A 26,374-nucleotide genomic window follows, 5' to 3' on the forward strand; every position below is an offset into this window, starting at 1 on the left:
CCTCCTAGTTTAACTTTTTAGCATCACTAACTAGTTTATAAAGCTTATTCATAGCTTCAAGAGGATTTAAATTTAATATATCAACTTCTGAAAGTTCTTTTATAAGATTTTCCTTTTCCATAAATGTAAAATCTATTTGCATATCACTTTCTTTTACTATAGTTTCTTTTATTTCTTCTTTTTCTATTTCAGTTTTTGAATTATTATCTATAGATACTTCTTCACTAATAACTTCTACTTTTTCTATTTTATTTTCTTTTAAATCTTTTTCTTCATTTAACCTATGAGTGTTAGTTCCTTCAAGTTCATTTAATATCTCTCTAGCTCTATTTATAACATCCTCAGGAAGTCCTGCAAGCTTTGCAACTTCAATACCATAAGATTCATCTGCTCCACCTTCTATAATCTTTCTTAAGAAAATTATAGTATTATCTAACTCTTTTACGGCAACAGAATAATTTTTAACTCCATCTATTTTTCCTTCAAGTTTTGTTAATTCATGATAGTGAGTTGCAAATAATGTTTTACATTTTAAATTATTATTTTTTGATATATATTCAATAACAGACCAAGCTATACTTAATCCATCATAAGTTGAAGTACCTCTTCCAACTTCATCTAATAAAACTAAACTATTTGAAGTTGCATTTTTTAAGATATTTGATACTTCCCACATTTCTACCATAAATGTAGATTTTCCTCCAGCTAAGTCATCAGATGCACCTATTCTTGTAAAAATTTTATCACATATTGAAATATTAGCACTTTTTGCTGGAACAAAGGAACCAATTTGAGCCATTAATGTAATTAAGGCTACTTGTCTCATATAGGTTGATTTACCAGCCATATTAGGTCCTGTTATTAAAAGTAATCTATTATCCTCTTTATTTAATAAAGTATCATTAGATACAAATTCTCCTCTTCCAATTACCTTTTCAACTACTGGATGTCTTCCTTCATTAATATCTATAATACCTTCTTCATTTACTATTGGTTTAACGTAGTCATTTTCAAGAGCAATTAATGCTAAAGTAGATAAAGAGTCTAAGTTACCTATTATTTTAGCACTTCTTTTTAATCTTGCAATTTCATTTGAAACTTTATTTCTAATATCTAAGAATATAGAATATTCAAGATTAATTAGCTTTTCTTCTGCACCTAAAATTTTATCTTCCATTTCCTTTAGTTCTTGTGTTATAAATCTTTCAGAATTTGCAAGAGTTTGCTTTCTTATGTATCTACCTTCAGGTATTGATCCATAATTTGCCCTTCGTATTTCAATGTAATAACCGAATACTTTATTGTAACCAACCTTTAATGATTTTATTCCAGTAAACTCTCTTTCACTATTTTCTAAAGAGGCAATCCATTCCTTTCCATGAAGTTTTGCACGTCTAAGTTCATCAACTTCAGGTGAGTATCCATCTTTAATTATATTTCCTTCTTTTACACTTATAGATGGATCATCTAATATAGAGTTAAATAATAGTTCTTTTAAATCTTCTAATACATCTAAGTTTTCATAATAATCTTTTAATATGTCTGAAGAAGTTTTTGATAATATTTCTTTTATGTATGGAAGTTTACTTAAAGAAGTTCTAAGGGATACCATATCCTTTCCATTAACATTTCCATTTGCTATTTTACCAACTATTCTTTCTATATCATATATATCCTTAAGGGCAGTTTTTATATCTTCATTTAATTCAATAGATAAATAAAGCTCCTCTACTCCATTTAATCTTCTTTCTATTTCTTGTTTAGATATAAGAGGTTCATCTATCCATTTTCTTAAAACTCTCCCTCCCATAGAAGTAGAGGTTTTATCCATAACCCAAAGAAGAGAACCTTTTTTACTTTTTTCTCTTATACTTTCAGTAAGTTCTAAGTTTCTTCTAGAGTTACCGTCTATTGTCATATAATTTACAATATTATATCTTTCAATAAAATTTATATTTGCAAGACTAATTTTTTGAGTTTCAAAAATATATTTTAAAAGTATTTTACAAGCTGTTTTACTTTCATCACTTAATTCTAAAATTGAGTTTTCTCCAAATTGTTCTACTAAGTCCTCATCAGTAACTTTAAAAGCATTTAAATCTTTTTTTGTTAAAAGTGCATTAGTATATCCTTCTAGTTCATTAATAAATTTCTCATTAGTATTTATATCTATAATTATTTCTTTTGGATTTACTTTTGTTATTTCATCAAATAAAGTGCTCTTTAAAGAAGTGAAGGATGTTGTTTTAAATTCACCAGTACTTATATCAGTAAGAGCAAGACCTATATTATTACTTCCTTCATAAATTGCTAAAAGATAAGTATTAGAATCATTCTCATTATTATTATCAACATAAGTTCCTGGAGTAATTACTTTTATTACATCCCTTTTTACTAATCCCTTTGCAACACTTGGATCTTCTACTTGTTCGCATATTGCAACTTTATAGCCTTTATTAATAAGTCTTGATATATATGATGCAGAGGCGTGGAATGGAATACCACACATTGGAGCTCTATCTTCTAATCCACAATCTCTACCTGTTAAAACTAATTCTAATTCTCTAGATGCAGTTTTTGCATCATCAAAGAACATTTCATAAAAATCTCCTAATCTAAAAAATAATATACAATCATTATATTTATCCTTTATTTCAAAGTATTGTTTCATCATAGGGGTTAAACCCATATATGTTCACCTCACTTAACCTTTTTAAATTAACCCTTTTAAACACAGGGTTAAATAATTTTTATCTATTATAATTATTTTATTAACTTTTTTCATCAAAAATTTTATATATACTTATTGAAGTATAACATAAAATTTTAATTGAATAAACTATAAGTCTCCTATAATAAATGAACAAAATTATCACTATAAATAAACTTTCATAATTGCAAAAAGAGCTATATACTAATTTAATGTAGTACATAGCTCTTTTTTAATATTTAATCCCTATCAAATAATTTAAATATTGCATCCTTTGAAAGATTACTAAAAGCCATATTACTTAAAGAATCTTCTCCTATTAAATTTTCAATAACTTCTTTCTTCTTTTCTTGAAGATTTATTATTTTTTCTTCAATAGTTCCCTCTGAAATTAACTTTATAACTTCAACAACATTTTTTTGTCCTATTCTATGGGCTCTATCAGTAGCTTGTTCTTCAACTGCTGGATTCCACCAGGGATCAAAATGTATAACTATATCTGCACTTGTAAGATTTAAACCTGTTCCTCCTGCTTTTAAAGAAATTAAAAATACATTGGTTAAGTCATTGTTAAATTTATTTACTAATTCTTGCCTTTTACATGATTTAATAGAACCATCTATATAATAATAACTTAAATCATTAACTCTTAGTAGTTCTTTAATTTTTGATAATACAGAAGTAAACTGAGAAAATATAAGTACTTTATGATTATTTTCTATCATATCAGTTAGAAGTTCCATTAAGGCTTCAAACTTTCCACTTCCACCTTTATAGCTTTCCATAACTAAGGAAGGGTCTAAACATATTTGTCTAAGCTTAGTTATATATGATAATATTTCAATTTTACTATTATTAAATTCGTCATTTTTAACCTTATCTTCAATAATGTCATTTACATATTTAGCATAGCTTGCATATACCTTTTTTTGTTCCTTTGTCATATCTATACTTATTACTTTTTCAATTTTATCTGGTAATTCATTTAATACATCTTTTTTTAATCTTCTAAGTATAAAGGGAGATATTAACATTTGAAGCTCTTTAATAATAACCTCATCTTCTTCTAAGGCTCTATTATAGCGTGAATTAAATCTATCTTTACTATATAAAAATCCTGGCATTATAAAATCAAAAATTGACCAAAGCTCCATTAAATTATTTTCCATTGGTGTTCCTGTTAATGCAAATTTGCTTTTAGCATTTATTTTTTTACAGGCTTTAGTATTTTTAGCTAGTGGATTTTTAATATACTGAGCTTCATCTAAAAAGCAAATATCAAAGGATACTTTATCATATAATAAGGTATCTATTCTTAATAAATTATAAGTAGTTAATATTACATCATATTTATCAATATTTTTAATTAACTCACATCTTGATTTTTTACTTCCATTTACAATTGCAACTTTTAAATTTGGAGCAAATTTTAAAAATTCATCTCTCCAATTATATATTAAAGAAGTTGGAGCAACAATTAAAGATTTTGAACCTTTATTAGATAAAATAAAACTTATAGCTTGTATTGTCTTACCAAGTCCCATTTCATCCCCAAGAATACCTCCAAAACCTAAGGAGTATAAATCATTAAACCATTTTAAACCACTTATTTGATAATCTCTAAGTTCTGCCTTTAAATCCTTTGGAACTAAAGTTTTATTAGATGATATATTGTCTAATTTTTTAGTTATATCCTGTAGTAAGTTGTTTCCATTAAACTCTCCAAACAATTTATTTAATTTTAAATTAGCATAAATTGCTTTATTTGCACTAAATTCCACTTCATTTGTATTTATTTTCTCTTCACTTAATGTATCAATAATTCTTAAAAGTTCTTTGTTTTGAATTTCTTCTAAATCAATAAATTCTCCATTTTCCAGTCTATAATATTTTTTATTATCTTTAAAACTTTTTAAAATATTATAAAATTCTTCTTCTGAAATATTTGATACAGAATATCTAAAATTAAAATAATTTTCTTTTCCTCTTCTTACATCTACATTAAATTTATTTTTATCTAAGGAAACAATACCTTTAAATTTTTCAGAATAAAATACTTCTCCAATATCTTGAAGAATATTTATATTGTTTTTAAAAAAATCAAATATATATTCGTCTTCTTTATAGAAGGTAAATATATTACTATTATCAACTCTTTCTATACCAAGATTTTTTAATAAATTTATTACTTCCTCTTCTTTTTTAGTATCTCTATAAATAAACTTATCTTTTATATTATCAAATATATTAAATTCAAATTCTCCATAAACAACATTTAACTTTAATATTATTGAAGTTTCTCTATCAAAATAAAATTTAAATTTAACTGAAGAAACAACTATATTTTTAGAAATACTTTTGTCTAATATTACTGTATTTGAAACTTTCCTTAAACTTGGAATAAGCTCTTTATACACTCTATCCTTTTGATGTTCTAAAAATTTAATCTCATCTGTATTTAAAAATACTTTAATAAAGTTAGATAACCTTTCACACTGATCCATAGATGGAAGATATATTATTGTATCATATAAGAATACATCACCATTTCCACTTAAATCTTCTGGTATTCCTCTTAAAAGCTTTAACTTAATATTGTTATTTTTTTCTGATAATTCAATTGGAAGAGGAATATCCTCCTCTATAATTTCACTTTCAATTTTTCTAGCATAAAAACCATTATTTAAATAAACCCTATTATTTTTAATAATTTCAAAAAAATTTCTAATCATACCATTTGGTATCCAAATTTCTTTACCATTTACATATCTATCTTGACTTCTTTTAAAATTATTTGAGTTTATATCTATATTTTTTAAAACTTCAATAAATTTAAATAATCGTATATCTTCATAAGATAGTTTTTGCCTTTTAATATCAAAGGTGAAATCTTTACTATATTTAATTGGAACTTCATTATATTTATTAACTAAAAACATATTTATATCTTTAATTAAATACATTTTTGAAGGTTTTATACCTATTCTAAATTCAGCACCAATTTTATTTGACCAGGAATTTTTATTTATATAAACATCAATTCTTAAATTATCTTTATAGTTATCACCTAATAAAATATCTAAAGTATCTGTAGAATTTTTTGATTTTAATTTATTATCTATATTTGTATTTAATTGTTTCTTTAAAATATCATCATCACTAAGTTTCTCTAAAAACCTATAAAAGGATGCACACAAATGTTTACATGCATAATTATGTTTAGTAATTTCGTTTTTTTCGAAGTCCTTGCAAGTACATTTTGTATTTAAAACTTCATATGTATTTGAGTTTATATGAAGGTTACAATTATATTTACTATAAAGATTTTCTGAAATAACACTTGTATCTATAGTAATTTCTCCTGTATTTTCAGAAAAAGAATAATTTATATCTTCAATTAAATCATTATTTAAAACTCTCATACCATCAGAAAGATTTTTAGTGCTAACACTTTTATTAAAACCCTCTATAAAATTCTGCTTAATCATCAAATTTTCACCCTCATTACATAATTATATCCATAGCATAAATTAAAATTTAATTATATGCAAGAGTTTATAAAATTAAAGGATAGCTAAAACTAAAGCTATCCTTTATATATTATTATTTTAAATTAATTCTCCTATTAATGAGAAAGGTTGTGCTCTAACTACTTTTAAGTTAACTAAAGTTCCAACTAATGATTCATCACCTGAGAAATTAACTAATCTTCCATTTCTAGTTCTTCCCATTAACTTTGTTTCATCATTTTTACTATGACCTTCAACTAATACTTCAACTATTTTACCTTCATACTTCTTATTTGAAGCAATAACATTTTTATTTACAGCTTCAACTAGTCTATTAAATCTTTCATGTTTAACATCATCTGGAACTTGATTTTCCATCCTATCTGCTGGCGTATGATTTCTTCTTGAATATATAAAAGTAAAAGCTGAATCATAACCTACTTCATTTACTAGGCTTAATGTATCTTCAAAATCTTCTTCTGTTTCTCCAGGGAAACCTACAATAATATCTGTTGTTATTGCTACATCTGGAATTTCCTTTTTGATTTTATTAATTAGATACATATATCTTTCTCTATCATAATGTCTATTCATTTCTTTTAATATTCTATCTGATCCACTTTGAACTGGTAAATGTACTTGTTCACAAAGCTTATCACATTCTTTAATTGCAGTTATTACATCTTCATTTAAGTCTTTAGGATGAGAAGTCATAAATCTAACTCTCTCTAAACCACTAACTTCATTTATCATTCTAAGTAACTTTGCAAAGTCTACATCTTCTTCTAAGCCTTTTCCATAAGAATTAACATTTTGACCTAAAAGAGTAACTTCTTTATATCCTTTAGCTACAAGATCATTAACTTCCTTTAGTATATCAGAAGGTTTTCTACTTCTTTCTCTTCCTCTAACATATGGAACTATACAGTATGTACAAAAGTTATTGCAGCCATACATAATTGTTACATATGCTTTAGTTGAGCTTTCTCTATCTACAGGAATTCCTTCTATTATTTCAGTTTCTTTATCAAATATTTCTTTAACCTGTACACCTTCACTTTTAACTCTATGTAAGTATTCAGGGAATTTATATGAATTATGTGTTCCAAATATAATATCTACAAATGGGAAAGTTTTTAATATTTTATCTGCCATTCCCTTTTGTTGCATCATACATCCACATATACCTATTATTAAATCTGGATTTTCTGCCTTACGTTTTTTTAATGCTCCTAAATTACCAAAAACTTTATTTTCAGCATTTTCTCTTACACAGCATGTATTAAAAATTATTATTGATGCATCATCTATATTTTCTGTTCTTGTATAGCCTATTCTTTTAAGCATTCCAGAAAGTTTTTCTGAATCTTCTTCATTCATTTGACATCCAAATGTAGAAATAAAAAAGTGTTGTCCTTTGTTTTTTTCTATGTTATTTTCAATATTTTTTATATCAAAATTCATTCCGTTTCCTCCAAAATATTAATATGTTTTATAATACACTTTAAATATTATAGCATATATAATATAAAAATAAAAAGACTATGTTTTAAAACATAATCCTTTATTATTGTATAATTAAAGTTTAAAAACTTAAATTTTATATTATTAAGATTTAATCCAAGTTGCATAGTAACCAACAAATTTAAAGCCTATTTTACTATAAAGATTTGATGCTTTATAATTTTCATAATCAACACGAATATATAAATCTGTTATATTTAAGTTATAAGCAATATTTACAAGATAATTTAAAAGGTATTCTCCATATCCTAGCCCACGATATTCTTTTAATACCCCAAAGTTAACAATCATATACATATTTTTATTATATACAATTTGCCCATATCCTATTTCTTTATTATCCAATAACATAAATATACATAAGTCCTTTTTATAAAAATCTTGTTTTTCTTCATATTTTATATCTTTTATTTGAAGAGGAATTCTATCATTGCTATCAAAAATATTATTTTGCAAATTACAACGAAGTGTTTCATCTACATCTTTTTTAAAAGTCCTAAAGGAAATTCTCTTATTTTCATATATTTTATGAAAATATACTATGTTTAAATGTAATAGTTTAGTAATCCTTCCCCTTTTAAAATCATTTGCTAGTAGAATTTTCTTTGTTAAATCATCTTCATATACTTGATAAATTAAAATTTTATTTTGAAATTTATTAAATTCTATTATATTTACATATTCCAAAAAATCTTCTTTTATATACAAATCATTTATTACTATAGTATCAACTGTAACTGTTTCATAATAAATATAACCTATATATTTATTATCTAATAAAATAAGAGTAACTTTATTTTTATAAAAAAATTTTTTTATAAAATTTAGTTTTTTATAAATATCTACTATATTACATCTATAATTATTAATTTTAGAAAATTCATCTACTAATTCAATTAAGTTAGAGAAATTTTTACTACTTAATTTCTCATAATATATCATATAAAAATATCCACCCCATAAATTATTGTAAAATAACCCCTATTACTAGGGGTTATAAAGTATTAAACGTCTTTCATACTTAAGCTTATTCTTTTATTTTCTTCATCTACTGATAATATTTTTGCTTTAATTTCTTGACCTACTGATAAAACATCTGCTGGATTATCTATTCTATCATGACTTATTTTTGATATATGAACTAATCCATCTAAGCCAGGTTCTAATTCTACAAATGCACCAAAATCATTTATTCTAACTACTTTTCCAAGAACTATAGATCCTTCTGGATATTTATCAGCTGCATTTTGCCATGGTTCTGGAGTAAGTTCTTTAATGCTAAGAGATAATTTCTTATTATCTTTATCTAATTCTATAACCTTAACATCAATTATATCTCCACTTTTTAAGTAATCTTCTGCTCTTTTTACATGGTTCCATGATATTTGTGATAAATGAATTAATCCATCTACTCCTTCAACTTCTGCAAAAGCACCAAAGTTTGTAAATCTTTTTACTTCAGCCTTTACAATATCTCCAACCTTTAGTGAAGTTAAAACTTTCTCTTCATTAGCATTTTTTTCTTCTTCTTGAACTATTCTTCTTGAAGCTACTACTCTTGAAGGGTTTTCTTTATTAAAATCTATTAATTTTACAACTAGTGTTTGACCTTTATAAACATCCTTATCATTAACAAATTTTATATCTATTTGAGATGCAGGAACAAATATTCTTATTCCTTTATAATATCCAACTAATCCTTTTTCTTTAATTTCAGAAATTTTTAATTCAAAGGGTTCATTGTTTTTAAATAAACTTTCTAAGTCATTTATAGTTTCTTCTTTTTCGTACTCTAATCTTGATAAAACAACAAATCCATTTTCATTATTAAGTTTAATAACCTTAGCCTTTATTACATCCCCAACATTTAATTTTTCTGAATATTCCTTTGGATCAACCTTTGCTGTTAATTCTTTAAATGGAATTACTCCGTCTGATTTGTATCCAATAAGTGATACAACAACTTCATCTCTTCCTATTGATAAAATTTCTCCTTCAATTTCATCACCTATATGAAATCTTTTGTCCATTTCATTCATTAATTGTAATTGTTCATCATTAATGTTGTTTTCACTTTGCATAATATCAATAACCTCCCTAATTATCCAATCTGGTGTTGAAGCACCAGCTGTAATTCCTATCTTTTTAAAATTTTTATTATTTATAAAATTATGTGGTAATTCTTTTGAATTTTCAATATGAATTGTATTTTCACAATTGCATTTGGAAATTTGATAAAGTTTAGTTGTATTAGAACTATTTTTACCTCCAACAACAATCATGGCATCTACCTCATTTGATAATTCATAAGCACTTTTTTGTCTCACCTCTGTAGCAGAACAAATTGTATTAAATGTAAGAAGATCATCTGCTTTTTTTGATAAGTTATCTACTGTATTTTTCCAATTTGCTTCTTTTTCAGTAGTTTGTGAAACAGCACATATTTTATTTGGAATTTCTTTTTTAAATTCACCATCTGGTGTAATTATAGCTTTGTTATCACACCATCCATTTATACCTATTACTTCTGGATGGTCTTTATCACCAAGTATAACTATATTATACCCATCTTCAGAATATTTTTTTACTTTTTTTTGTATATTCGTAACAAATGGGCATGTTGCATTTATAACTTCAAAGCCTTTTTCTTCTAAAGTTTTAATTACATCCTCTGGAACCCCATGTGATCTTATTACAATAACATCACCACTATTTAAATTATCTATATTATCATAATCAATAGCATAAATATCATTTTCTTCTAAATATTTAACTACATCATTATTGTGAATAAGTGGACCTAATGTATATATTTTTTTATTGTAATTTTTCTTAATTTCAAGTGATTTTTCAACTGCTCTTTGTACCCCAAAGCAGAATCCAGCATTTTCAGCTAATATAATCTCTTTCATAAATTTTCTCCTAATTAAGTCTAGACCTTATAAAATCATTGATTTTATTTGTAACTTCTTTAATATTTAAACCTGTTGTATCAATTTCAACTGCATCAGAAGCTTTTCTTAAAGGATCTGTTTTTCTTGTGCTATCTTCATGATCTCTTCTTATTATATCCTTTAAAATTTCATCATAAGAACAATCAATATTTCTATTTAAAAGTTCTGAATATCTTCTTTCAGCTCTTTCTTCTGGAGTTGCTGTTAAGAAAATCTTAAATTTTGAATCTTTTAGTACAACAGTTCCTATATCTCTACCGTCCATTATAACATTGTATTTATTAGACATATCTCTTTGTAATTTTACTAAAAGCTTTCTTACTTCTGGAATTGATGCATAGGCAGAAACTATACCACTAATTTCTGGCATAGTTATTTTAGATTGAATATTTTCTCCATCTAAAATTAAATCATCATTTTCAAAATGCATTTCCATATTAGATATTAAATTGCAAATTTCTTCTTTATTTTCAGGAGTTAATCCTTTTTCTGATGCTTTAAGGGCAACTGCTCTATACATTGCACCAGTATTTATATACATTAAATTAAATTCTTTAGCTACAAGTTTAGCTATTGTACTTTTACCTGCTCCTGCTGGTCCATCTATTGCAACTGATATTTTCAAATTATTTTCCACCTTTCTAAATAAACAACTATAAATCTAATTATATAATTTTATTCTTGGTATAACAAGCATTTTAAAGATTACTTCCGGCTATATAGCCTGTAGATAATGCTATTTGAACATTATATCCTCCTGTAAAGGCATCAACATCTATAACTTCACCTGCAAAGGATAGATTATCAATTATTTTACTTTTCATAGTTGATGGGTCTATTTCCTTAGTATCTACTCCACCAGCTGTAACAATAGCTTCTTCAATAGGTCTTAATCCACTTACAGTTAATTCTAAATTCTTTATTATTGAAACCAATCTTTTTCTTTCCTCTTTAGTTATTTCATTAACCTTTTTATCTTCATCTATATCAGATAATCCTATTACTATTGGTATAAGTTTTTTTGGCAATAGATCATCTAAAGCATTTTTAAAATTCTTATTTATATATTTTTTAAAATCCTTTTGAACTCTAAGGTCTAAATCTTTTTGTTCTAGTTTAGGTTTTAAATCTATAGATACTTTATAGGATTTATTTTCTTTTATAAATCTACTGCCACTTAAAACTAAAGGGCCTGAAATTCCAAAATGGGTAAATATCATCTCCCCAAAATCTTTAAAAACTTTTTTATTATTTTCATATATAGTAAGTTCAATGTTTTTAAGAGATAATCCCATTAATTCTTTAACTAGATTCTCCTTAATTTCTATTGGAACTAAAGATGGTTTTAAAGGTTCAATTTTGTGTCCAAGTTCCTTTGAAAACTTCTGACCTTCTCCCCTTGAACCAGTTAGTGGATAAGATGCACCACCTGTAGCTATAATAAAATAATCTCCTTTTATTATATTTTCATTATTTGTTTCAACACCTGTTATTTTATTATCTTCTTTTAATATTTTAGTTACTTTATTATTTAACATTATTTTTATATTACATCGTGACATAGCATTAGATAGTCCACGAATAATATCTGATGATTTATCAGAATTTGGGAACACTCTTCCACCACGTTCTACTTTTAACTTAATTCCTTCATTTTCAAAAAAATTAATTGTATCTTCATTAGTAAAAGTATACAAAGAACTATATAAAAAATATGGATTTCCTGGTATAAAATTAAAGAACTCTGAAATGTCTTTACTATTTGTTACATTACATCTTCCTTTACCTGTAATAAATAGTTTTTTTCCTAATCTATCATTACCTTCTATTAAAATTACTTCATTATTTTTGCTTGCAGTTATTGCTGCCATCATTCCAGCAGGTCCAGCTCCTATAACTACTACTTTCTTCATTTAATCAGCTCCTTAATTTATAAGAGATATCTATAATTTTATCTAAATACTCACTTTTATTTTATTAGTAGTATTAGAAATTTAATTAAGGCATATAAATAAAAATAGAATTTAAATAAGTTTAAAATTAAATTTAAACAAAAATACACCTTATTATTAAAACAATTGTACTACAGTCATAAAAAAAAGTTAACTAAATAAATATAATATTTTTAAAAATTAACACTACAGCTCCATATTTTTCTATATTTAACATTAAGATTCCAAATAAAAAAAGTGTGTATAAAATACACACTAATTATCATGATCCCCAATAGTTTTATTATTTATTTGATATATATTATAATCTTGCCAAATCTCCTCTAATGAACAAAATGTATTTGCAATATTTTCTTTTTCTCTCATTCCAACTGCTATAATTAAAGCATTTACAAGAGAAAGAGGTGCAACAAGTGAATCAACAAATGATGCCATATTACTTTGAGCAATTAATGCTAAATCTGCCTTTGCAGCTAAAGGAGAAATTAAACTATCTGTTAAAGCAACAACTGTAGCTCCTTTATTTTTAGAAAAATCTAAAGCATCTATTGTTTTAGAAGCATATCTTGGAAATCCAATTCCAATTACTAAATCTCCTTCTTTAACATTTATCATTTGTTCAAATATATCAGATATACCATAGCTAACAGTTCTTACATTTTGCAAAATTATATTTAAATAAAATCCCAAAAATTCTGCTATAGCTGTTGAACTTCTAAGTCCTAAAATATATATATTATTTGCTTTGAAAATTTCATTAACTACCTCTTCAAATATATTAGGATTAATTTTTTCAAGAGTAGCTCTAATATTTTCAATATCTGCCTTTAAAACTCCTTTTAAAGCATCCCCATCAGAAACATATTCGTTAGAAAGTTCTAATCTCTGTACAGTAGTAAGCTTATTTTTAATTAATTCTTGAAGTGCTTTTTGAAGTTTTGGATAGCCACTAAAACCTAATTCATTAGCAAATCTTACCACTGTTGATTCAGATACTCCAACAGATGTTCCAAGTTTTGCCGCAGTCATAAAAGCAGCTTTATCATAATTGTTTAATATATATTCAGCAATAAGTTTTTGACCTTTGCTAAGTCTTTGGAATTTTATTTGAATTAATCGCATTAAATCCTTATTATCATTAAAATCTTTATCCATTATTACCTACCCACTTTACAATCTTTTGTATACATATTTTATCATCTAATGATATTTTTTTCAATAGAAATTTCATATTTGAAATTTCTAATAAAAAGAATATATATTTTTAAAACTAAAATTTAAGCAATAAACCTTTAGTTGTTTTTTTCGATAACTACTAGCATTGGTGCAGTTTCACTTCTGTTTAAAAACTTATGTAACATAACTCCATAATCTTTTTTAGATAGATTTTGAACATAATTCAATATGCAAGATTCTTCTTTTTTACCTTCATCATGACCTGTATATATACATATTGTCATAATTCCACCTTTATTAAGAAGTTCTAATCCTTTTTTTATACTATTAATGGAAGTATCATGCATAGTTGTAACTTCTTTAGAAGCTCCTGGCAAAAAACCAAGATTGTACATAATACAATCAACATTTTCTTTTATATATGTATCAAATTTATCATGAGAATCACATATAACTATAACATTATCTTTTTCTTTACTAATATAATTTTCACAAGGTTCCCTTTGTATATCAAAACTATATACCTTTTTAAATTTATTTGATAAAAAATCACTATCATGGCCATTGCCTAATGTTCCATCTATTGCAATATTTTTATTATCTAAAAATTTATCTATTATATAATGAGAAAGCTCACTTATATCTCCTACATAATTAAACATAATATAGCTACCTCCCTACTATTTATAAAGAATTTATGTAATCTAACTCATCTTTAGTTAACTCCCTAAAAGCTCCTCTTTTTAAATAACCTAATTTAATTTTTCCAACAGCTATTCTTTTTAAACTTATTACATCATGATTAAAATAAGAGCACATTTTTCTTATCTGTCTGTTTTTACCTTCATGAATAGTAATTTCTACTGTAGATATGTTGTTTTCAAAAGAAATTTCTTTTATATTTGAACTTGCAGTAATATATCCCCCTATATCAACTCCATTTTTAAAGTTTTCAATTTCTTTTTCTGAAAATCTTCCCCTTACTACAGCTACATATTTCTTATCTAATTTAACTCTTGGATGTATTATTTTATTATATATATCACCATCATTTGTTAATAATAACAAACCTGAGCTATCATAATCTAATCTTCCTATAGGAAATATTCTTTCTTTAACTTTTACTAAATCTAATATTGTTTTTCTTCCTTTTTCATCCTTTAAAGAAGTTATGTAACCTTCAGGTTTATTTAACATTATATAAACTTTATTTTCTTCTTTTGAAATTAATTTTCCATCAAATTTAACAATATCTTTATTAGGAATTACTTTAACTCCTAATTCAGTTATTAATTTCCCATTTACAGTAACTCTTCCGCTTAAAATTAATTCTTCACATTTTCTTCTAGATGCTATTCCACATCCTGCCATATATTTTTGTAATCTTTCCTCCATTATAGTCCTCCAAATTATTATTCTTATATGATTATATATATTAATTTAAAATTTTACAATGATAATGCATTTTACTAACTATTATGCTTTAAGTAAAATTGAAGTTAGTTTGAAATATATCCATTAATTAAAGTAAGATAAACATATAATTAGTTATAAAACTATATGAGTGACAAAGACTCATATAATTTTAAGTCTTTACCACTCACTACATAATTAATATCCTAGAAAAAAAATCCTCCACTTAGAAATAATAACCATATTAAAGGATTGTTAAAGCATCCACGATTTCCACCAAAACCACAGTTATTAAATCCGCAGCCACCTCTGTTACATCCCCTATTGCAGCAACAATTATTAAATCCACAGTTATTATTACATCTTAGGCAATTGTTGTTACAGCAACATGAATTACATCTATGACATCTCCTTGACATGTCTATCAACTCCTTATCTTTTGTTATTATATAATATTCTTTAATTATTTTTTTGTGTTATTTATTTAGACTTGTTTACCATAAGATTTTATTAAAGTATAATTAAAATAAATAATATAGCTTTAAAGGAGAAGTTTTATGGATAAAAGAAATCGTATTGTAGCTCCACGAAATGTTGTAAATACAAAAATGTTATATATGCTTTATATATTAAAGGAACTTTCAAAAGGTGAAGTTGTATTTGGTAATAAAATATTAACGGATTTTAAGGATATGTTTGATTCTTCTACTATGCCCTTTCCAGTGTCATCAAGCACTATATACGAAAGCTTATATGAATTAGAAGAAAGAGAATATGTTATATCAAAATGGAGCGGAGAAGATATATCTAATAAAAGAAGTAAAAAGATTTATTCTATAACAGATAGAGGAATAGCTTTTTTAAATGCAAATTTAGGTGAATATATATTAAATTTAGATAAGACAAAATCAACACTTGATAAATTAAAAAAGATGTTATTAAAATAAAGAAGAGGCTTCATAAGTGCAAACAAAATGCTATAATTACTTAGCATTTTGTTTGCACTTTTTAGCCTCTTCTTTATTTTGAAAAATTGGATATGATTTTATTTATTATAAAACTAAGTATTGAAATTATTATTAGTTCCATTACTAAAAAACAAAAAATTGGTTTTAAATTTAAGAAATTAGTACTTCTAAATAATATTCCATCAAAAAGAACTGAACCACAACTTACAATTAAAATAGGTAAAAATATTGATATTATATACTTTGCTTTTTTAAATATAAAAAAATTTGATATATTTTCTATCCTAATAATTTTATTTATTTTTTTTATAATAAATAAGATTATTATTGAAGAAATTATTAGAATAAAGGTAAATATTAAATTAAATTTATAACTATAAGTTAGAGTATATAAGTAATTCACTTCTGTATAGTGATAATAATTTAAATAAGTAAAAATTATGTTTTTAAAATAATAAATCTGATCTAATGGCATTATTTCGGATATTACTCTAAAATTTACTGAAATAAATAAAAATGATGATATTGGTACAAGTACTATTGTAATAATAGCTACTATAGAATTAGAAAACAGTTTGTCCATAAATAATGTATATGAAAGAGTAATAAATCCTAATGAAAATAACTTTAAAATATCAAGAAATAAAACACTAAAATAATTAGGAGAATAGTTAAATAAATCATTATATTTAAATTTAAAACATAAACCTAAATAAAAATATATAGCTATAAATAAAATTAAAACTAACATATTACATAATACATTATTCCAAAATATTTGATCCCTTGTATATGGTCCACTATTTATAGATATTATCTTACTTCTTTTTTTTATTCCATTTCCTGATATATAAACAAATATTAATAATCCAATAAATATAACAATTCCTAATGGTTGAATAACAGGCGTATTATTTGAAATAAATTGTGATACATTATTTTTAAATTGTTCTACATTGGAACCAAAAATAAAAATATATGAAAGGAATGACCACATAACAGTTGCTAGTAATACTATCCATTTTGTCGTATAAAACCATTGATATATTAAACTTTTTTTAATTATATTTTTCATTTATATCTCCCTTTTCAATGTGATATATAAACATATCTTCTAAAGTTAAATTTATTTCTTCTATAAATAAAGGATTTAATTTATTTAACTTAGTTAAAAAGTCATCATTATAATTTTTAGTTATTATAGTGAACACTCGTCCAACTTTTGATAATGTAAAAACTTCATTAAAGCTTGCAAAGTCTTCTTCATATACAGGAATATCAAAAGCTACTTGAAGTTTTTTTACTTTATTATTTAAATTATTCAAACTATCATTAAAGACAGTTTTTCCATTATTTATAATTAAAATATCATCACATATATTTTCAAGTTCATTTAAATGATGAGAGCTTATAATAACAGTAACTTTATTTTTTAACACTTCTTCTTTAAGCAATCTTAAAAATTTCTTTTTAAAAATAACATCAAGTCCTGATGTAGGCTCATCAAGTATTAAATATTTTGCATTTATAGAAAAAGCAAATAGTATATTTACAAGCATTTTCATACCTTTAGATAATTGAAATACTTTTCTATTTAACGGAAGGTTAAACATGTTATTTATTTTGTTAAACTTCTCCTCATCAAAATTTTTATATGCTAATTTATAATATTTTTTTATTTCTTTAATTTTATAATTAGAAAAAAATGTACTTTCATCTTGAACATATCCAATTAATTCTTTTACTTTATCATTATCAAAAACTTCTATATTATTGTATAAAATAGATCCTGATTTAGGTTTATAAATTCCTGTTAAACACTTTATAAGAGTTGTTTTTCCAACTCCATTAGGGCCAATTAATCCAAGAATTCTCCCCTCTTCACATTTAAATGATATATCACTTAAAATTTCTTTATTATCAATATTCATATAAACATTATTAACTTCTATCATTTTATAACCTCCCCATTTTCATTTGAAGAAATGAGAAAATAATCAAAAACATAACTTCCATTTTCTTTTATAATTACAGCATCTAAAACTATAGGCGTTTTATCAATACCTACAATCTTGTTTTCTCCATTTTCATAGGAATACATATTACTAATTCCAATTGCTTTAAATCTAAATGGAATAATTTCCTTAGGTAGATTACTATAAATTTTCTTAGCCTTTTCTTTATATTTATTTATCATTTTATTTTTTTCAGAATTACTTAATTTTATATTTTGTTCTAAGTGGATTTTATCAAATGAAACTGAAGGATCAGACAATCGTTTTCTTTCTGAGATACAATCATTCAAAATTTGAGTATTTATTATGTTAAGATTATCATTTCTAACTGATAAAAGAGAGTTATTAAATGATTCTATTAAAGCTTTTGGCGAATAAAACTTTACTTTTACATTCAATTCATTTGGTTTGTTTAGTATTATAGCTGTTAATATTACAATTAAACCAATAACTACGAATATTTTAGATTTTTTCACTTTTTTATCACCCCTACACATCAAAATTTTACTTTTTAGTACAGTTAATGTCAATTTAGAATTTCTTATTTATACCTTAAATTTATCTTAAGATATTGATACTATGTTAAAATAAATATAAAGTGATATAGTTAGAATTGAATATTATTTAAAACTATATTTATATAAAGGAGGTTATTAAAATGAAATATACAATAAATTTTTGTGAAAATAAGTTAAATTCAATATTAAGACTTCTAAAGTTTATCTTAACTATAGTTTTAGCAATTATATTATATCGTGCAATATTTTCTAGTTTATTTATAAGACAAATACATATTATTTTATATATAGCTTTATGGTTTTATATATCATATATAATTTTACCTATTGCAACTAGATTAATAACAAAACTTTATTTACCTGATTATTTTATAGGACGAACAAAAACAAATGATGGATTATTAGGAGATCCTATTAATATAGCATTTTATGGTACTAAAGAGGATTTAATTAAAGCATTTGAACTGAATGGTTGGCATATTGCAGATAATCTTAATTTTAAATCATCAATTAAAATAGGAGTTGCAAGTGTATTATCAAAATCCTATCCTTGTGCCCCTGTAAGTTCTTTATTTTTGTTTTCAAGAAAACAGGATATAGCTTTTGAAAAAGAGATTCATGGAACTCCTAGAAAAAGGCATCACATACGCTTATGGGAAACGCCGAAAGATTGGTATTTACCTGGTGGATTACAAGCTGATTGGCTTGCATCTGCAACTTATGACAAAAATATTGGATTATCCTTATTTACAGGACAAATAACCCATAAAATTGACCCAAATGTAGATGGTGAAAGAGATTTTGTTATAAATTCATTAAAAGAAAATAATGCTATAGAAAAAATAAATTTTGTAGATCATTTTACAAGTAGTTATCATGGACGTAATGGTGGTGGTGATCGTATATATACAGATGGTAGGCTACCCTTTATAACACTTAAAACAAAGGATAAATTATAGACTTTTTATATTTAAAAATTAAAGGCAGTAAAAGTTATTTTTGCTGCCTCTTAATATAATATTTAATTATTTATGTTTTCTCTATAACATAAGTTATCTAGCTTCTCTAAAATTTCCTTATAACCTAATTTTATATACTCATTATCATATAGATCTTTATAAGAAATATTATCAATGTTTATTTTTAAAAATTTTTTTAAGTTTTCTCCATATATTTTATTTAATATAATTTCAAATCCAATAAGTACATTTTCTATTTCCTCATTTGATTTAAAGTTGCAATTTAATATATCATTATTTACTCGCTCTATTATTCCATATAATTGATATAGGTAGCTTAATTCTTTTAAACTATAATTATCACTTAATGTAGATATTGCACAGGAATAGTTTTTATTTATTGGAATTGGATATATATAAGAGGAACTTTCTCTTTCTAATAAAGTTCTTATGCTTTGATATATTGAAGTGCATACATCTAACCTTACTAGATTTGCATTAGCACAAATTTCTTTAAATTTAAATTGCTCCTCATATTTTCTATTATCTTCTATTATACTATATTCTTCTCTCATTTTTCTTTTGTGCATTTTATTATTTATTAGCCAACTAAACCAAGCTCCCATTGCTGAACCTGCTAAAATAGAAATTGCTGAAATTATAGAAGTTATTAATGGTATAGGCATATATATCTCTCCTTTTAGCTATGTCTATCATTTCTAATTTAGTATTATCATTTTTATACTTTTTATTACAAACCTAAAGATATATCTTACAATTTAACAGTAAGATTTAATTATTAACTAAAAGCCATTTAAAATTTATTTAATCTATTATATTTATAAAAAACTACCTTAAAAATTATTATATTTTTAAGGTAGTTTTTTTAATTAGATTATATTTTAAGTTATTCTAAGAATCTAGAAAAATTTAAGACCAGCCTAAAATATGTTAAATAATTGCTCTACTTCATTTATTTTATATCTACTAACAGGTATATATTCTTCATTAGTTAATTTAATATTACTTTTTTTATATTCCTTTATATATTTTATATTAACTAAATACCCTCTATGTACTTGAATAAATCCGTTATCTTCAAGTTTTTCAACAATATCATTAAACTTTAAATTTGTTAAATGATATATGTGCTTTTCTGTATGTGCTTTTATTTTTCTATTTTCAACATCAAAATACAATATTTCATCTTTATTAAGATTAATAAATCCATCTTTAATTTTAAATGCTAGATTTTCTATATCTCTTTTCTTATAATCTATAAAATCTTTTATAACATTTTCAAGCTCATCTTTTATTTTATTTTTTCTAATAAATCTAAAAGGTCTAAATTTAAAACTTCTATAAACACATTTTTCAAAGAAAGTTACAAAAACAATTTCTACATTCTTATCTACTTTACGTATTTTTTCAGCAACTTCTAGTCCATTAATATTTGGCATACATATATCTAAAAAAACTATATTATAAAAATTTTTTTCATACATTTTAACAAACTTTAAACTATCATAATACTTTTTTATATGTATATCTTCATTTAACAAACCAAAAATACTTTCTAATTCTTTTTCAAAAAAATTTAAAAATTCACAATCATCATCACAAATAGCAATATTAATCATATAATTCCTCCCCTTGACTATTTTATCATATTATCTTTATTAACACATATTAACAATTAGATTTTTAATTTTTGTTCACATACTTTAATTAAAATTTTCTTTTAAGAACTACTATTTTTTGTTTAAAACAGTATAATAAAACTAATACTTAAATATGGAGGTGATTATATTGTTAGTAGAAAATAAATTAATCATTTTAAGTTTAACGGCTTTATTCTTAGCTCAATTTTTAAAGATACCCTTTGGTTATATCTCTAATAAAAAATTTGATTTAACAAGATTATTTGAAACTGGTGGAATGCCTAGTTCACATTCAGCATTTGTTGTTTCACTAGCTATTGGAATAGGTAGAACAACTGGTTTTGCTTCTCCTATTTTTGCACTTTCTTTCGTTTTTGCATCAATTGTTATGTATGATGCAATTGGAATTAGAAGAGCTGCTGGAGAACATGCTAAAATATTAAATTTAATGTTATCAAATGATAATAAATTTACTTTTAATCATAAAAAATTAAAGGAATTGTTAGGACATACTCCCTTTGAAGTATTAGGAGGAACTTTACTTGGAATATTAGTAGGAATTTTATTTCCATTATAAAAAAGAAGATAATTATTATAATTATCTTCTTTTTGTTTCTTTAAAATACAGTTTACTTAAATTATAACTATCATCTAATGCATTATGCTGAGATCCATCAAAGGTTAAATTATATTTTAATACTGCATTTTTAAGTGATAGGCAATTATTTAAATTTAAAATATCCTTGCATAAAACTTCTTGATAATCAATATTAAAATCAATAATATTATTTACTATTTTTATATTTTCTTTAATTCTATTACTGTCATTTTTTAAAACAGCAATATCATTTCCTCCCCAATATAAAAATAATTTATTATTATTACCACACCACTTTTCAAATTCTTTAAAAACACTTTTAAAACATTTTGCATTATCTATTTCTTCCTGTTTTAAAGAGGTTATTTCTATACATTTATCAGTTAATCTGTATATATTTTTAGGTTTTATACAACTATAAAACTGTGACAAAATTTCACCATCTAAAGTTGTTTTTACTGCCCCTATACTTATTATTTCTACATCCTTAAAATTTCCAACACAGTTCATTTCAAAATCAAAAAAAATAAGTTCTTCTGCACTTTTAAGATATTTATTTAATTTAATTAATGTACTATTTCTTTTTATAAGTTTTTTATATTCTTTCCCAGCTTTTTTGCATTTTATATAAAGTGTTATTGCAGGTTTTTTTTCTTTATATATTATTTCTTTAATATTACAAACTTCTTTACATTCATAAGAATAAAATTTATTTAAAAAGAATTTTATATATTCATATTCTTCCTTAATTAAAAACCTTTTTTTATTTATTTTTTCTACTGAGTCCTTTTGATCTGTATAAAATACTATTTTACTATCATTAGCTATCTCTTTTAATGCCATAAGCGAAAGTATATTTTTACATACATAGTATAAACCATGATAATATGCTATTTTAAAATTTTCTTCTTTTAATTTTTTCCTAATTTTAATTAATACCTTATTATTTTTTATGTCTTTAATAAGATATTGTAAATTATAATTAGGACTTCTTCCATCTATGTAATAATATGCTTCTATTTCATTGTTCATTTGTATATTGATCCCTTCATTGATATAATTATAATTATTAAATTTCATAAAATTTGAGGTGTTTATAATGAGTAAAACAAGTAAAAGGTTATTAGTAATATTGCTAATACTAGTTATTGCTATAGTATCAGTTTTCATTACCTATAAAATTAGTTTTGAACCTAAAGTACAAGTAAAATCAATTAATTCTGAAGTAGAATCCACCCCTAAAACAATTATCAAAAAGCTTATTCCTAATAATATTGATTTAAATCTTTCTGGAATAGAATTTAAATCTTCATCATCATTTACTGATAATGAACTAACAGATTTAATAATTTATTCAATAAATAATAGTAACATAAATACAGAAAATTTAAATGGAATAAGAACAATTATAAATGATAATCAATTATTATTATATATTAATTTTGATTATAAAGGAATTCCTCTTCAAGCAATTAGTAATTTTACAGTAAAGGCAGCTAATAATTCTGCTATACTTCACTATAATTATACTAAGGTTGGATTTATAACAGTTCCTAAATCTTATATATTTAATTACATACCAAATAATTCTATACTGTCAAAGGATGAAGCAAATGACGATATTATAATTTCTTTAAATAAAGATTATGGTATTTTAATAAAAAAGGCTTCCCTTACTAATGGAAAACTAAATATTCAATTTGAATCAAAATTAAATTTTTAGAAATACAAAAGGCACTATTAGTGCCTTTTTAAATATATATACTTATTGGAATTATTTGATATGGTCTTTCAATCATTTTAGTCCTAGGACAAGTTGGAGGGGTAATTCCAATCTTATTTAGACAATCAAACGCTGGAATACACATATTTAACATATCTTCATAAAAATCCTTTTGTCCAGTTTTTCTAAGAAAATGTATATCCTCATTATCATTACAGCACTTTTTTACTATCTTTCCAAAAATGTTGCAACTACAATCTATGTGATCATATTTATTAGTGTGATTATTTAAGAAATAATTATTATTTATTGTAATAACTAAATCTTTATTCCCACATTTTAATATTAAATCACTTGTATCATTTAGATGTAACTTTAATTGTATTTCAGATAAAAATTTATCTATTACACTAAAATCCATTATTCCCTTATCTTCTCTTAAATCATTCAACTTATCACATCCAAAACAATCTATTATACTCTTTAAAGAATCTATATAAGAACTTAAAGATTCACTGCAAAGAAGTCCTTTTAATTTAACATAATCCCCTTCTTGTACATTCCCAGAACAAACGTCATTTGTACTTTTTACCTTACCTCTATTTTCTAAATCTAATAATATATTTCTATGAAAGCTAAACATTGTATAAATTCTTTTTTCTTCTTCTTCTAATCTAAGGCAACCTCTATTTTCTATTGTTTTATTATCGTCTATTCCACAAGTATATGTATTAGAATCAGAATTTGTATAATTTTTATATCCTTCTTTTTTTTCTTTACTATATCTATCTTCACAAAAATTTGTTTCTTTATTTTCAATATTAAATCTACCAAGTAATGATCTATCCCATACCCTTTTTCTTGTTAATATTTCAATATACCCTTCTGCAATGACTGAAGATAATCCAGTTACTAATAATTCATCTAAATAAAGAAGAAAGTTCAAAACAAGTACCTCCATTGATACATTCTTATATATACTTATGACTACAATCTATTTATTATTAAAACAATATTATTTTAAATAAATAAAAACCTCACATATTGCATTAATTATAAAGTAACTTCCTATAAATATAGATGCAAGTAATATATTTACTATAGAATACTTTATAATTAAAGCACCTATACTAATTAAAATTATTATATATATTGTTTTAAAATTTAATCCAATTGTTTTATATTTTATTTCTCCAAATAATAAAATTATTGACCTAACAACTGCCCAAACTCCATAAAAAAGCACTAAATTTTCTATAGAAGTTATATTAGTAAATACTAATAATAAACCAAAAAACATATCTAAAATACCATATATTGAATTAATTACTCTTTCTTTTATTGAAAAAGAATTTATTAATTTAAATAATCCAGAAATAGCAATGAAACTTCCTGAAAATATTGTAAAGTATTTTATTGATGTTATAGGAAATATAAAAAACATTATTCCTACTAATCCAAGGAAAATACACTGGGCAAAAAATAACTTGTCAGCTAAATCCTCCATATTTTCCATAATCTCCATCTCCTTATGATAAATTTTTATAGTTAAAGTATACTACCATAAAAAAACTATCACTATAAACTTAGTGTAAATACTTTGTTACGCTAAATTAATAAAACTATCTTTATAAAATAAAAAAGTAGGTTTCCCTACTTTTTTTATTTTATCTTATTTAATGCCTTTATTAACCAAGCACCTATCTTTTTATTTGTCCAAAGTGGTAAGCTATACTCTATACAAAGGCTTGCCTCTTCAATACTTCCCTTTTTATATGAATCAATTTCATCTTGAACTGTAGGTATATTACCTACTAAACATTCTATAAAATTAGCATTATGCTTTAAAGCTTTTTTCAAGGCCTTTCTAGCATTTTTTCTATCATCTTTATAATAATAATATAAAACTTTTCCATACTTAAAGAATATACAATCTTCATCATTATATTTTTCAAATATTTTTTTAGCATAATCATAATCTTTATTGATTAATGCTCTAAAAATAATAGAATGTCTAACATTTCTTGAATCATATTCATCTAGTTCTAATAGCTCTTTTTCTATTTTAAAACTTTCTTCATAATTTCCTAATGCAAATTCATAATTTGATAAAGTAGATAATACTGTTAAATAAAAATCTCCTTCAGCTGCTACTCCTATCTGTCCCATATATTTTTTAAAATAATCATCTCCAAGATCATTCTTTAAAATAGATGCACACTTTCTAAGCTCTACAGCTCCCTTTTCAACATCATCTATTTCTAATGCATTATCAAATAAATCAATAACATTATTTTCACTATCACAACAAGATGAGCATTTATTGTTTTCCTCTTTTATTTTCCAAGTTTTAGATGTTTTATCTATATTTAATAATTTTCTAATTTCTCTTGATTTTGTTCCTATAGTTCCTTCTGAAACTTCAAAGAAATCTGCTAATTCATCCATTTTTATTCCTTTTTTGTTAAGAGTATCATTAACAAAGAAAATTGCATGTATTATTCCTGCAGACCAAGTATTGCTTTTACCTCTTAATAATTTATTTTCTTCATTATTAGCTAATACCTCTGTTAATCTAATACATTTTTCTAAATATTCATCATTTAAAACTTTAATACAAAAACTATCTATTTTTTCTATTATTTCATCAACACGAACACTAAATTCGTTTGGTACATTTATACTATATTTCAT

The 26,374-nt window shown here is 23.9% G+C and carries 24 protein-coding genes; 4 read left to right on the forward strand and 20 right to left on the reverse strand.

Features of this window, described 5'->3' with window-relative positions:
- Positions 1-4 precede the first annotated feature (4 nt).
- The 11 genes from mutS to J2S18_RS04915 form a co-directional block, all read right to left on the reverse strand.
- Positions 5-2,689: a DNA mismatch repair protein MutS gene (mutS, locus tag J2S18_RS04865; RefSeq protein ID WP_307483986.1), complete on the reverse strand. Its 2,685-nt coding sequence runs from the start codon at positions 2,687-2,689 to the stop codon at positions 5-7.
- Between the two features lie 260 nt (positions 2,690-2,949).
- The gene (locus J2S18_RS04870) at positions 2,950-6,198 is read right to left on the reverse strand and encodes a DEAD/DEAH box helicase (RefSeq protein WP_307483988.1); all 3,249 of its coding nucleotides are present in this window, start codon (positions 6,196-6,198) and stop codon (positions 2,950-2,952) included.
- A 120-nt stretch (positions 6,199-6,318) separates the two neighbouring features.
- The gene (gene miaB / locus J2S18_RS04875; protein WP_307483991.1) at positions 6,319-7,683 is read right to left on the reverse strand and encodes a tRNA (N6-isopentenyl adenosine(37)-C2)-methylthiotransferase MiaB; all 1,365 of its coding nucleotides are present in this window, start codon (positions 7,681-7,683) and stop codon (positions 6,319-6,321) included.
- A 144-nt stretch (positions 7,684-7,827) separates the two neighbouring features.
- Complete coding sequence (locus tag J2S18_RS04880) at positions 7,828-8,685, reverse strand: GNAT family N-acetyltransferase (RefSeq protein WP_307483993.1); 858 nt, start codon at positions 8,683-8,685, stop codon at positions 7,828-7,830.
- Positions 8,686-8,747: 62 nt separating this feature from the next.
- Positions 8,748-10,655 (reverse strand): bifunctional 4-hydroxy-3-methylbut-2-enyl diphosphate reductase/30S ribosomal protein S1, encoded by a 1,908-nt coding sequence (locus tag J2S18_RS04885; RefSeq protein WP_307483996.1) that lies wholly within the window; start codon positions 10,653-10,655, stop codon positions 8,748-8,750.
- 10 nt (positions 10,656-10,665) lie between these two features.
- On the reverse strand, positions 10,666-11,322 hold the full coding sequence (gene cmk / locus J2S18_RS04890) for a (d)CMP kinase (RefSeq protein ID WP_307483997.1): 657 nt from the start codon (positions 11,320-11,322) through the stop codon (positions 10,666-10,668).
- 73 nt (positions 11,323-11,395) lie between these two features.
- Complete coding sequence (locus J2S18_RS04895) at positions 11,396-12,610, reverse strand: BaiN/RdsA family NAD(P)/FAD-dependent oxidoreductase (RefSeq protein WP_307483999.1); 1,215 nt, start codon at positions 12,608-12,610, stop codon at positions 11,396-11,398.
- Positions 12,611-12,904: 294 nt separating this feature from the next.
- Complete coding sequence (locus J2S18_RS04900; protein WP_307484001.1) at positions 12,905-13,804, reverse strand: MurR/RpiR family transcriptional regulator; 900 nt, start codon at positions 13,802-13,804, stop codon at positions 12,905-12,907.
- Between the two features lie 137 nt (positions 13,805-13,941).
- Positions 13,942-14,487, reverse strand: a complete 546-nt coding sequence (gene mnmM / locus J2S18_RS04905; RefSeq protein WP_307484003.1) for a tRNA 5-(aminomethyl)-2-thiouridylate-methyltransferase MnmM — start codon at positions 14,485-14,487, stop codon at positions 13,942-13,944.
- Positions 14,488-14,509: 22 nt separating this feature from the next.
- Complete coding sequence (locus tag J2S18_RS04910) at positions 14,510-15,220, reverse strand: pseudouridine synthase (RefSeq protein ID WP_307484005.1); 711 nt, start codon at positions 15,218-15,220, stop codon at positions 14,510-14,512.
- 224 nt (positions 15,221-15,444) lie between these two features.
- A complete protein-coding gene (locus tag J2S18_RS04915; protein WP_307484007.1) occupies positions 15,445-15,657 on the reverse strand; it encodes a hypothetical protein in 213 nt (70 codons plus the stop codon).
- Between the two features lie 138 nt (positions 15,658-15,795).
- Between J2S18_RS04915 and J2S18_RS04920 the strand changes: the two genes are divergently transcribed.
- Entirely contained in the window at positions 15,796-16,185 is a 390-nt protein-coding gene (locus J2S18_RS04920; protein ID WP_307484010.1) for a PadR family transcriptional regulator, read from the forward strand.
- A gap of 73 nt (positions 16,186-16,258) precedes the next feature.
- Here the strand turns inward: J2S18_RS04920 and J2S18_RS04925 are convergent, their stop codons facing one another.
- From J2S18_RS04925 to J2S18_RS04935, 3 genes are read right to left on the reverse strand one after another with little or no spacing between them, the layout of a single operon-like run.
- Positions 16,259-17,281 (reverse strand): hypothetical protein, encoded by a 1,023-nt coding sequence (locus J2S18_RS04925; protein WP_307484014.1) that lies wholly within the window; start codon positions 17,279-17,281, stop codon positions 16,259-16,261.
- Positions 17,265-18,161, reverse strand: a complete 897-nt coding sequence (locus tag J2S18_RS04930; RefSeq protein ID WP_307484017.1) for an ABC transporter ATP-binding protein — start codon at positions 18,159-18,161, stop codon at positions 17,265-17,267. The genes J2S18_RS04925 and J2S18_RS04930 overlap by 17 nt, the downstream gene beginning before the upstream one ends.
- Positions 18,158-18,697: a hypothetical protein gene (locus tag J2S18_RS04935; protein ID WP_307484019.1), complete on the reverse strand. Its 540-nt coding sequence runs from the start codon at positions 18,695-18,697 to the stop codon at positions 18,158-18,160. The genes J2S18_RS04930 and J2S18_RS04935 overlap by 4 nt, the downstream gene beginning before the upstream one ends.
- 182 nt (positions 18,698-18,879) lie before the next feature.
- Between J2S18_RS04935 and J2S18_RS04940 the strand changes: the two genes are divergently transcribed.
- Positions 18,880-19,698 carry an LssY C-terminal domain-containing protein gene (locus tag J2S18_RS04940; RefSeq protein WP_307484021.1) on the forward strand — a complete coding sequence of 273 codons (819 nt, stop codon included), beginning with the start codon at positions 18,880-18,882 and terminating at the stop codon, positions 19,696-19,698.
- Between the two features lie 62 nt (positions 19,699-19,760).
- Here J2S18_RS04940 and J2S18_RS04945 read toward each other — a convergent pair whose 3' ends face one another.
- Together J2S18_RS04945 and J2S18_RS04950 are read right to left on the reverse strand one after the other, a co-directional pair.
- Positions 19,761-20,384, reverse strand: coding sequence for a hypothetical protein (locus J2S18_RS04945; protein WP_307484023.1), 624 nt, complete (start codon positions 20,382-20,384; stop codon positions 19,761-19,763).
- Positions 20,385-20,639: 255 nt separating this feature from the next.
- Positions 20,640-21,338, reverse strand: a complete 699-nt coding sequence (locus J2S18_RS04950; RefSeq protein WP_307484025.1) for a LytR/AlgR family response regulator transcription factor — start codon at positions 21,336-21,338, stop codon at positions 20,640-20,642.
- A gap of 169 nt (positions 21,339-21,507) precedes the next feature.
- Here J2S18_RS04950 and J2S18_RS04955 point away from each other — a divergent pair, with 169 nt between their 5' ends.
- Positions 21,508-21,936, forward strand: a complete 429-nt coding sequence (locus J2S18_RS04955; protein WP_370873758.1) for a divergent PAP2 family protein — start codon at positions 21,508-21,510, stop codon at positions 21,934-21,936.
- A 21-nt stretch (positions 21,937-21,957) separates the two neighbouring features.
- On the opposite strand, the gene J2S18_RS04960 is transcribed toward J2S18_RS04955, so the two are convergent.
- Entirely contained in the window at positions 21,958-22,989 is a 1,032-nt protein-coding gene (locus J2S18_RS04960; RefSeq protein WP_307484031.1) for a 3'-5' exonuclease, read from the reverse strand.
- Positions 22,990-23,056: 67 nt separating this feature from the next.
- Between J2S18_RS04960 and J2S18_RS04965 the strand changes: the two genes are divergently transcribed.
- Positions 23,057-23,680 (forward strand): hypothetical protein, encoded by a 624-nt coding sequence (locus J2S18_RS04965; RefSeq protein ID WP_307484033.1) that lies wholly within the window; start codon positions 23,057-23,059, stop codon positions 23,678-23,680.
- Positions 23,681-23,708: 28 nt separating this feature from the next.
- On the opposite strand, the gene J2S18_RS04970 is transcribed toward J2S18_RS04965, so the two are convergent.
- The 3 genes from J2S18_RS04970 to J2S18_RS04980 all read right to left on the reverse strand — a co-directional run bounded on the left by J2S18_RS04970 (position 23,709) and on the right by J2S18_RS04980 (position 26,374).
- Entirely contained in the window at positions 23,709-24,626 is a 918-nt protein-coding gene (locus tag J2S18_RS04970) for a hypothetical protein (RefSeq protein ID WP_307484036.1), read from the reverse strand.
- 69 nt (positions 24,627-24,695) lie between these two features.
- Complete coding sequence (locus tag J2S18_RS04975) at positions 24,696-25,196, reverse strand: DUF308 domain-containing protein (protein ID WP_307484039.1); 501 nt, start codon at positions 25,194-25,196, stop codon at positions 24,696-24,698.
- 146 nt (positions 25,197-25,342) lie between these two features.
- Entirely contained in the window at positions 25,343-26,374 is a 1,032-nt protein-coding gene (locus J2S18_RS04980) for a DUF6398 domain-containing protein (protein WP_307484042.1), read from the reverse strand.

Source organism: Eubacterium multiforme, assembly GCF_030813415.1.
GTDB lineage: Bacteria > Bacillota > Clostridia > Clostridiales > Clostridiaceae > Clostridium > Clostridium multiforme.

Coding starts and splice junctions, on each gene's coding strand:
- miaB (WP_307483991.1), bottom strand. CDS start 7,683: ATGAATTTTGATATAAAAAATATTGAAAATAACATAGAAAAAAACAAA.
- J2S18_RS04960 (WP_307484031.1), bottom strand. CDS start 22,989: ATGAACAATGAAATAGAAGCATATTATTACATAGATGGAAGAAGTCCT.
- J2S18_RS04910 (WP_307484005.1), bottom strand. CDS start 15,220: ATGGAGGAAAGATTACAAAAATATATGGCAGGATGTGGAATAGCATCT.
- J2S18_RS04870 (WP_307483988.1), bottom strand. CDS start 6,198: ATGATTAAGCAGAATTTTATAGAGGGTTTTAATAAAAGTGTTAGCACT.
- J2S18_RS04895 (WP_307483999.1), bottom strand. CDS start 12,610: ATGAAGAAAGTAGTAGTTATAGGAGCTGGACCTGCTGGAATGATGGCA.
- mutS (WP_307483986.1), bottom strand. CDS start 2,689: ATGGGTTTAACCCCTATGATGAAACAATACTTTGAAATAAAGGATAAA.
- J2S18_RS04920 (WP_307484010.1), top strand. CDS start 15,796: ATGGATAAAAGAAATCGTATTGTAGCTCCACGAAATGTTGTAAATACA.
- J2S18_RS04945 (WP_307484023.1), bottom strand. CDS start 20,384: ATGCCTATACCATTAATAACTTCTATAATTTCAGCAATTTCTATTTTA.
- mnmM (WP_307484003.1), bottom strand. CDS start 14,487: ATGTTTAATTATGTAGGAGATATAAGTGAGCTTTCTCATTATATAATA.
- J2S18_RS04940 (WP_307484021.1), top strand. CDS start 18,880: ATGAAATATACAATAAATTTTTGTGAAAATAAGTTAAATTCAATATTA.
- J2S18_RS04880 (WP_307483993.1), bottom strand. CDS start 8,685: ATGATATATTATGAGAAATTAAGTAGTAAAAATTTCTCTAACTTAATT.
- J2S18_RS04980 (WP_307484042.1), bottom strand. CDS start 26,374: ATGAAATATAGTATAAATGTACCAAACGAATTTAGTGTTCGTGTTGAT.
- J2S18_RS04885 (WP_307483996.1), bottom strand. CDS start 10,655: ATGAAAGAGATTATATTAGCTGAAAATGCTGGATTCTGCTTTGGGGTA.
- J2S18_RS04930 (WP_307484017.1), bottom strand. CDS start 18,161: ATGATAGAAGTTAATAATGTTTATATGAATATTGATAATAAAGAAATT.
- J2S18_RS04925 (WP_307484014.1), bottom strand. CDS start 17,281: ATGAAAAATATAATTAAAAAAAGTTTAATATATCAATGGTTTTATACG.
- J2S18_RS04965 (WP_307484033.1), top strand. CDS start 23,057: ATGAGTAAAACAAGTAAAAGGTTATTAGTAATATTGCTAATACTAGTT.
- J2S18_RS04975 (WP_307484039.1), bottom strand. CDS start 25,196: ATGGAAAATATGGAGGATTTAGCTGACAAGTTATTTTTTGCCCAGTGT.
- J2S18_RS04950 (WP_307484025.1), bottom strand. CDS start 21,338: ATGATTAATATTGCTATTTGTGATGATGATTGTGAATTTTTAAATTTT.
- J2S18_RS04900 (WP_307484001.1), bottom strand. CDS start 13,804: ATGGATAAAGATTTTAATGATAATAAGGATTTAATGCGATTAATTCAA.
- J2S18_RS04915 (WP_307484007.1), bottom strand. CDS start 15,657: ATGTCAAGGAGATGTCATAGATGTAATTCATGTTGCTGTAACAACAAT.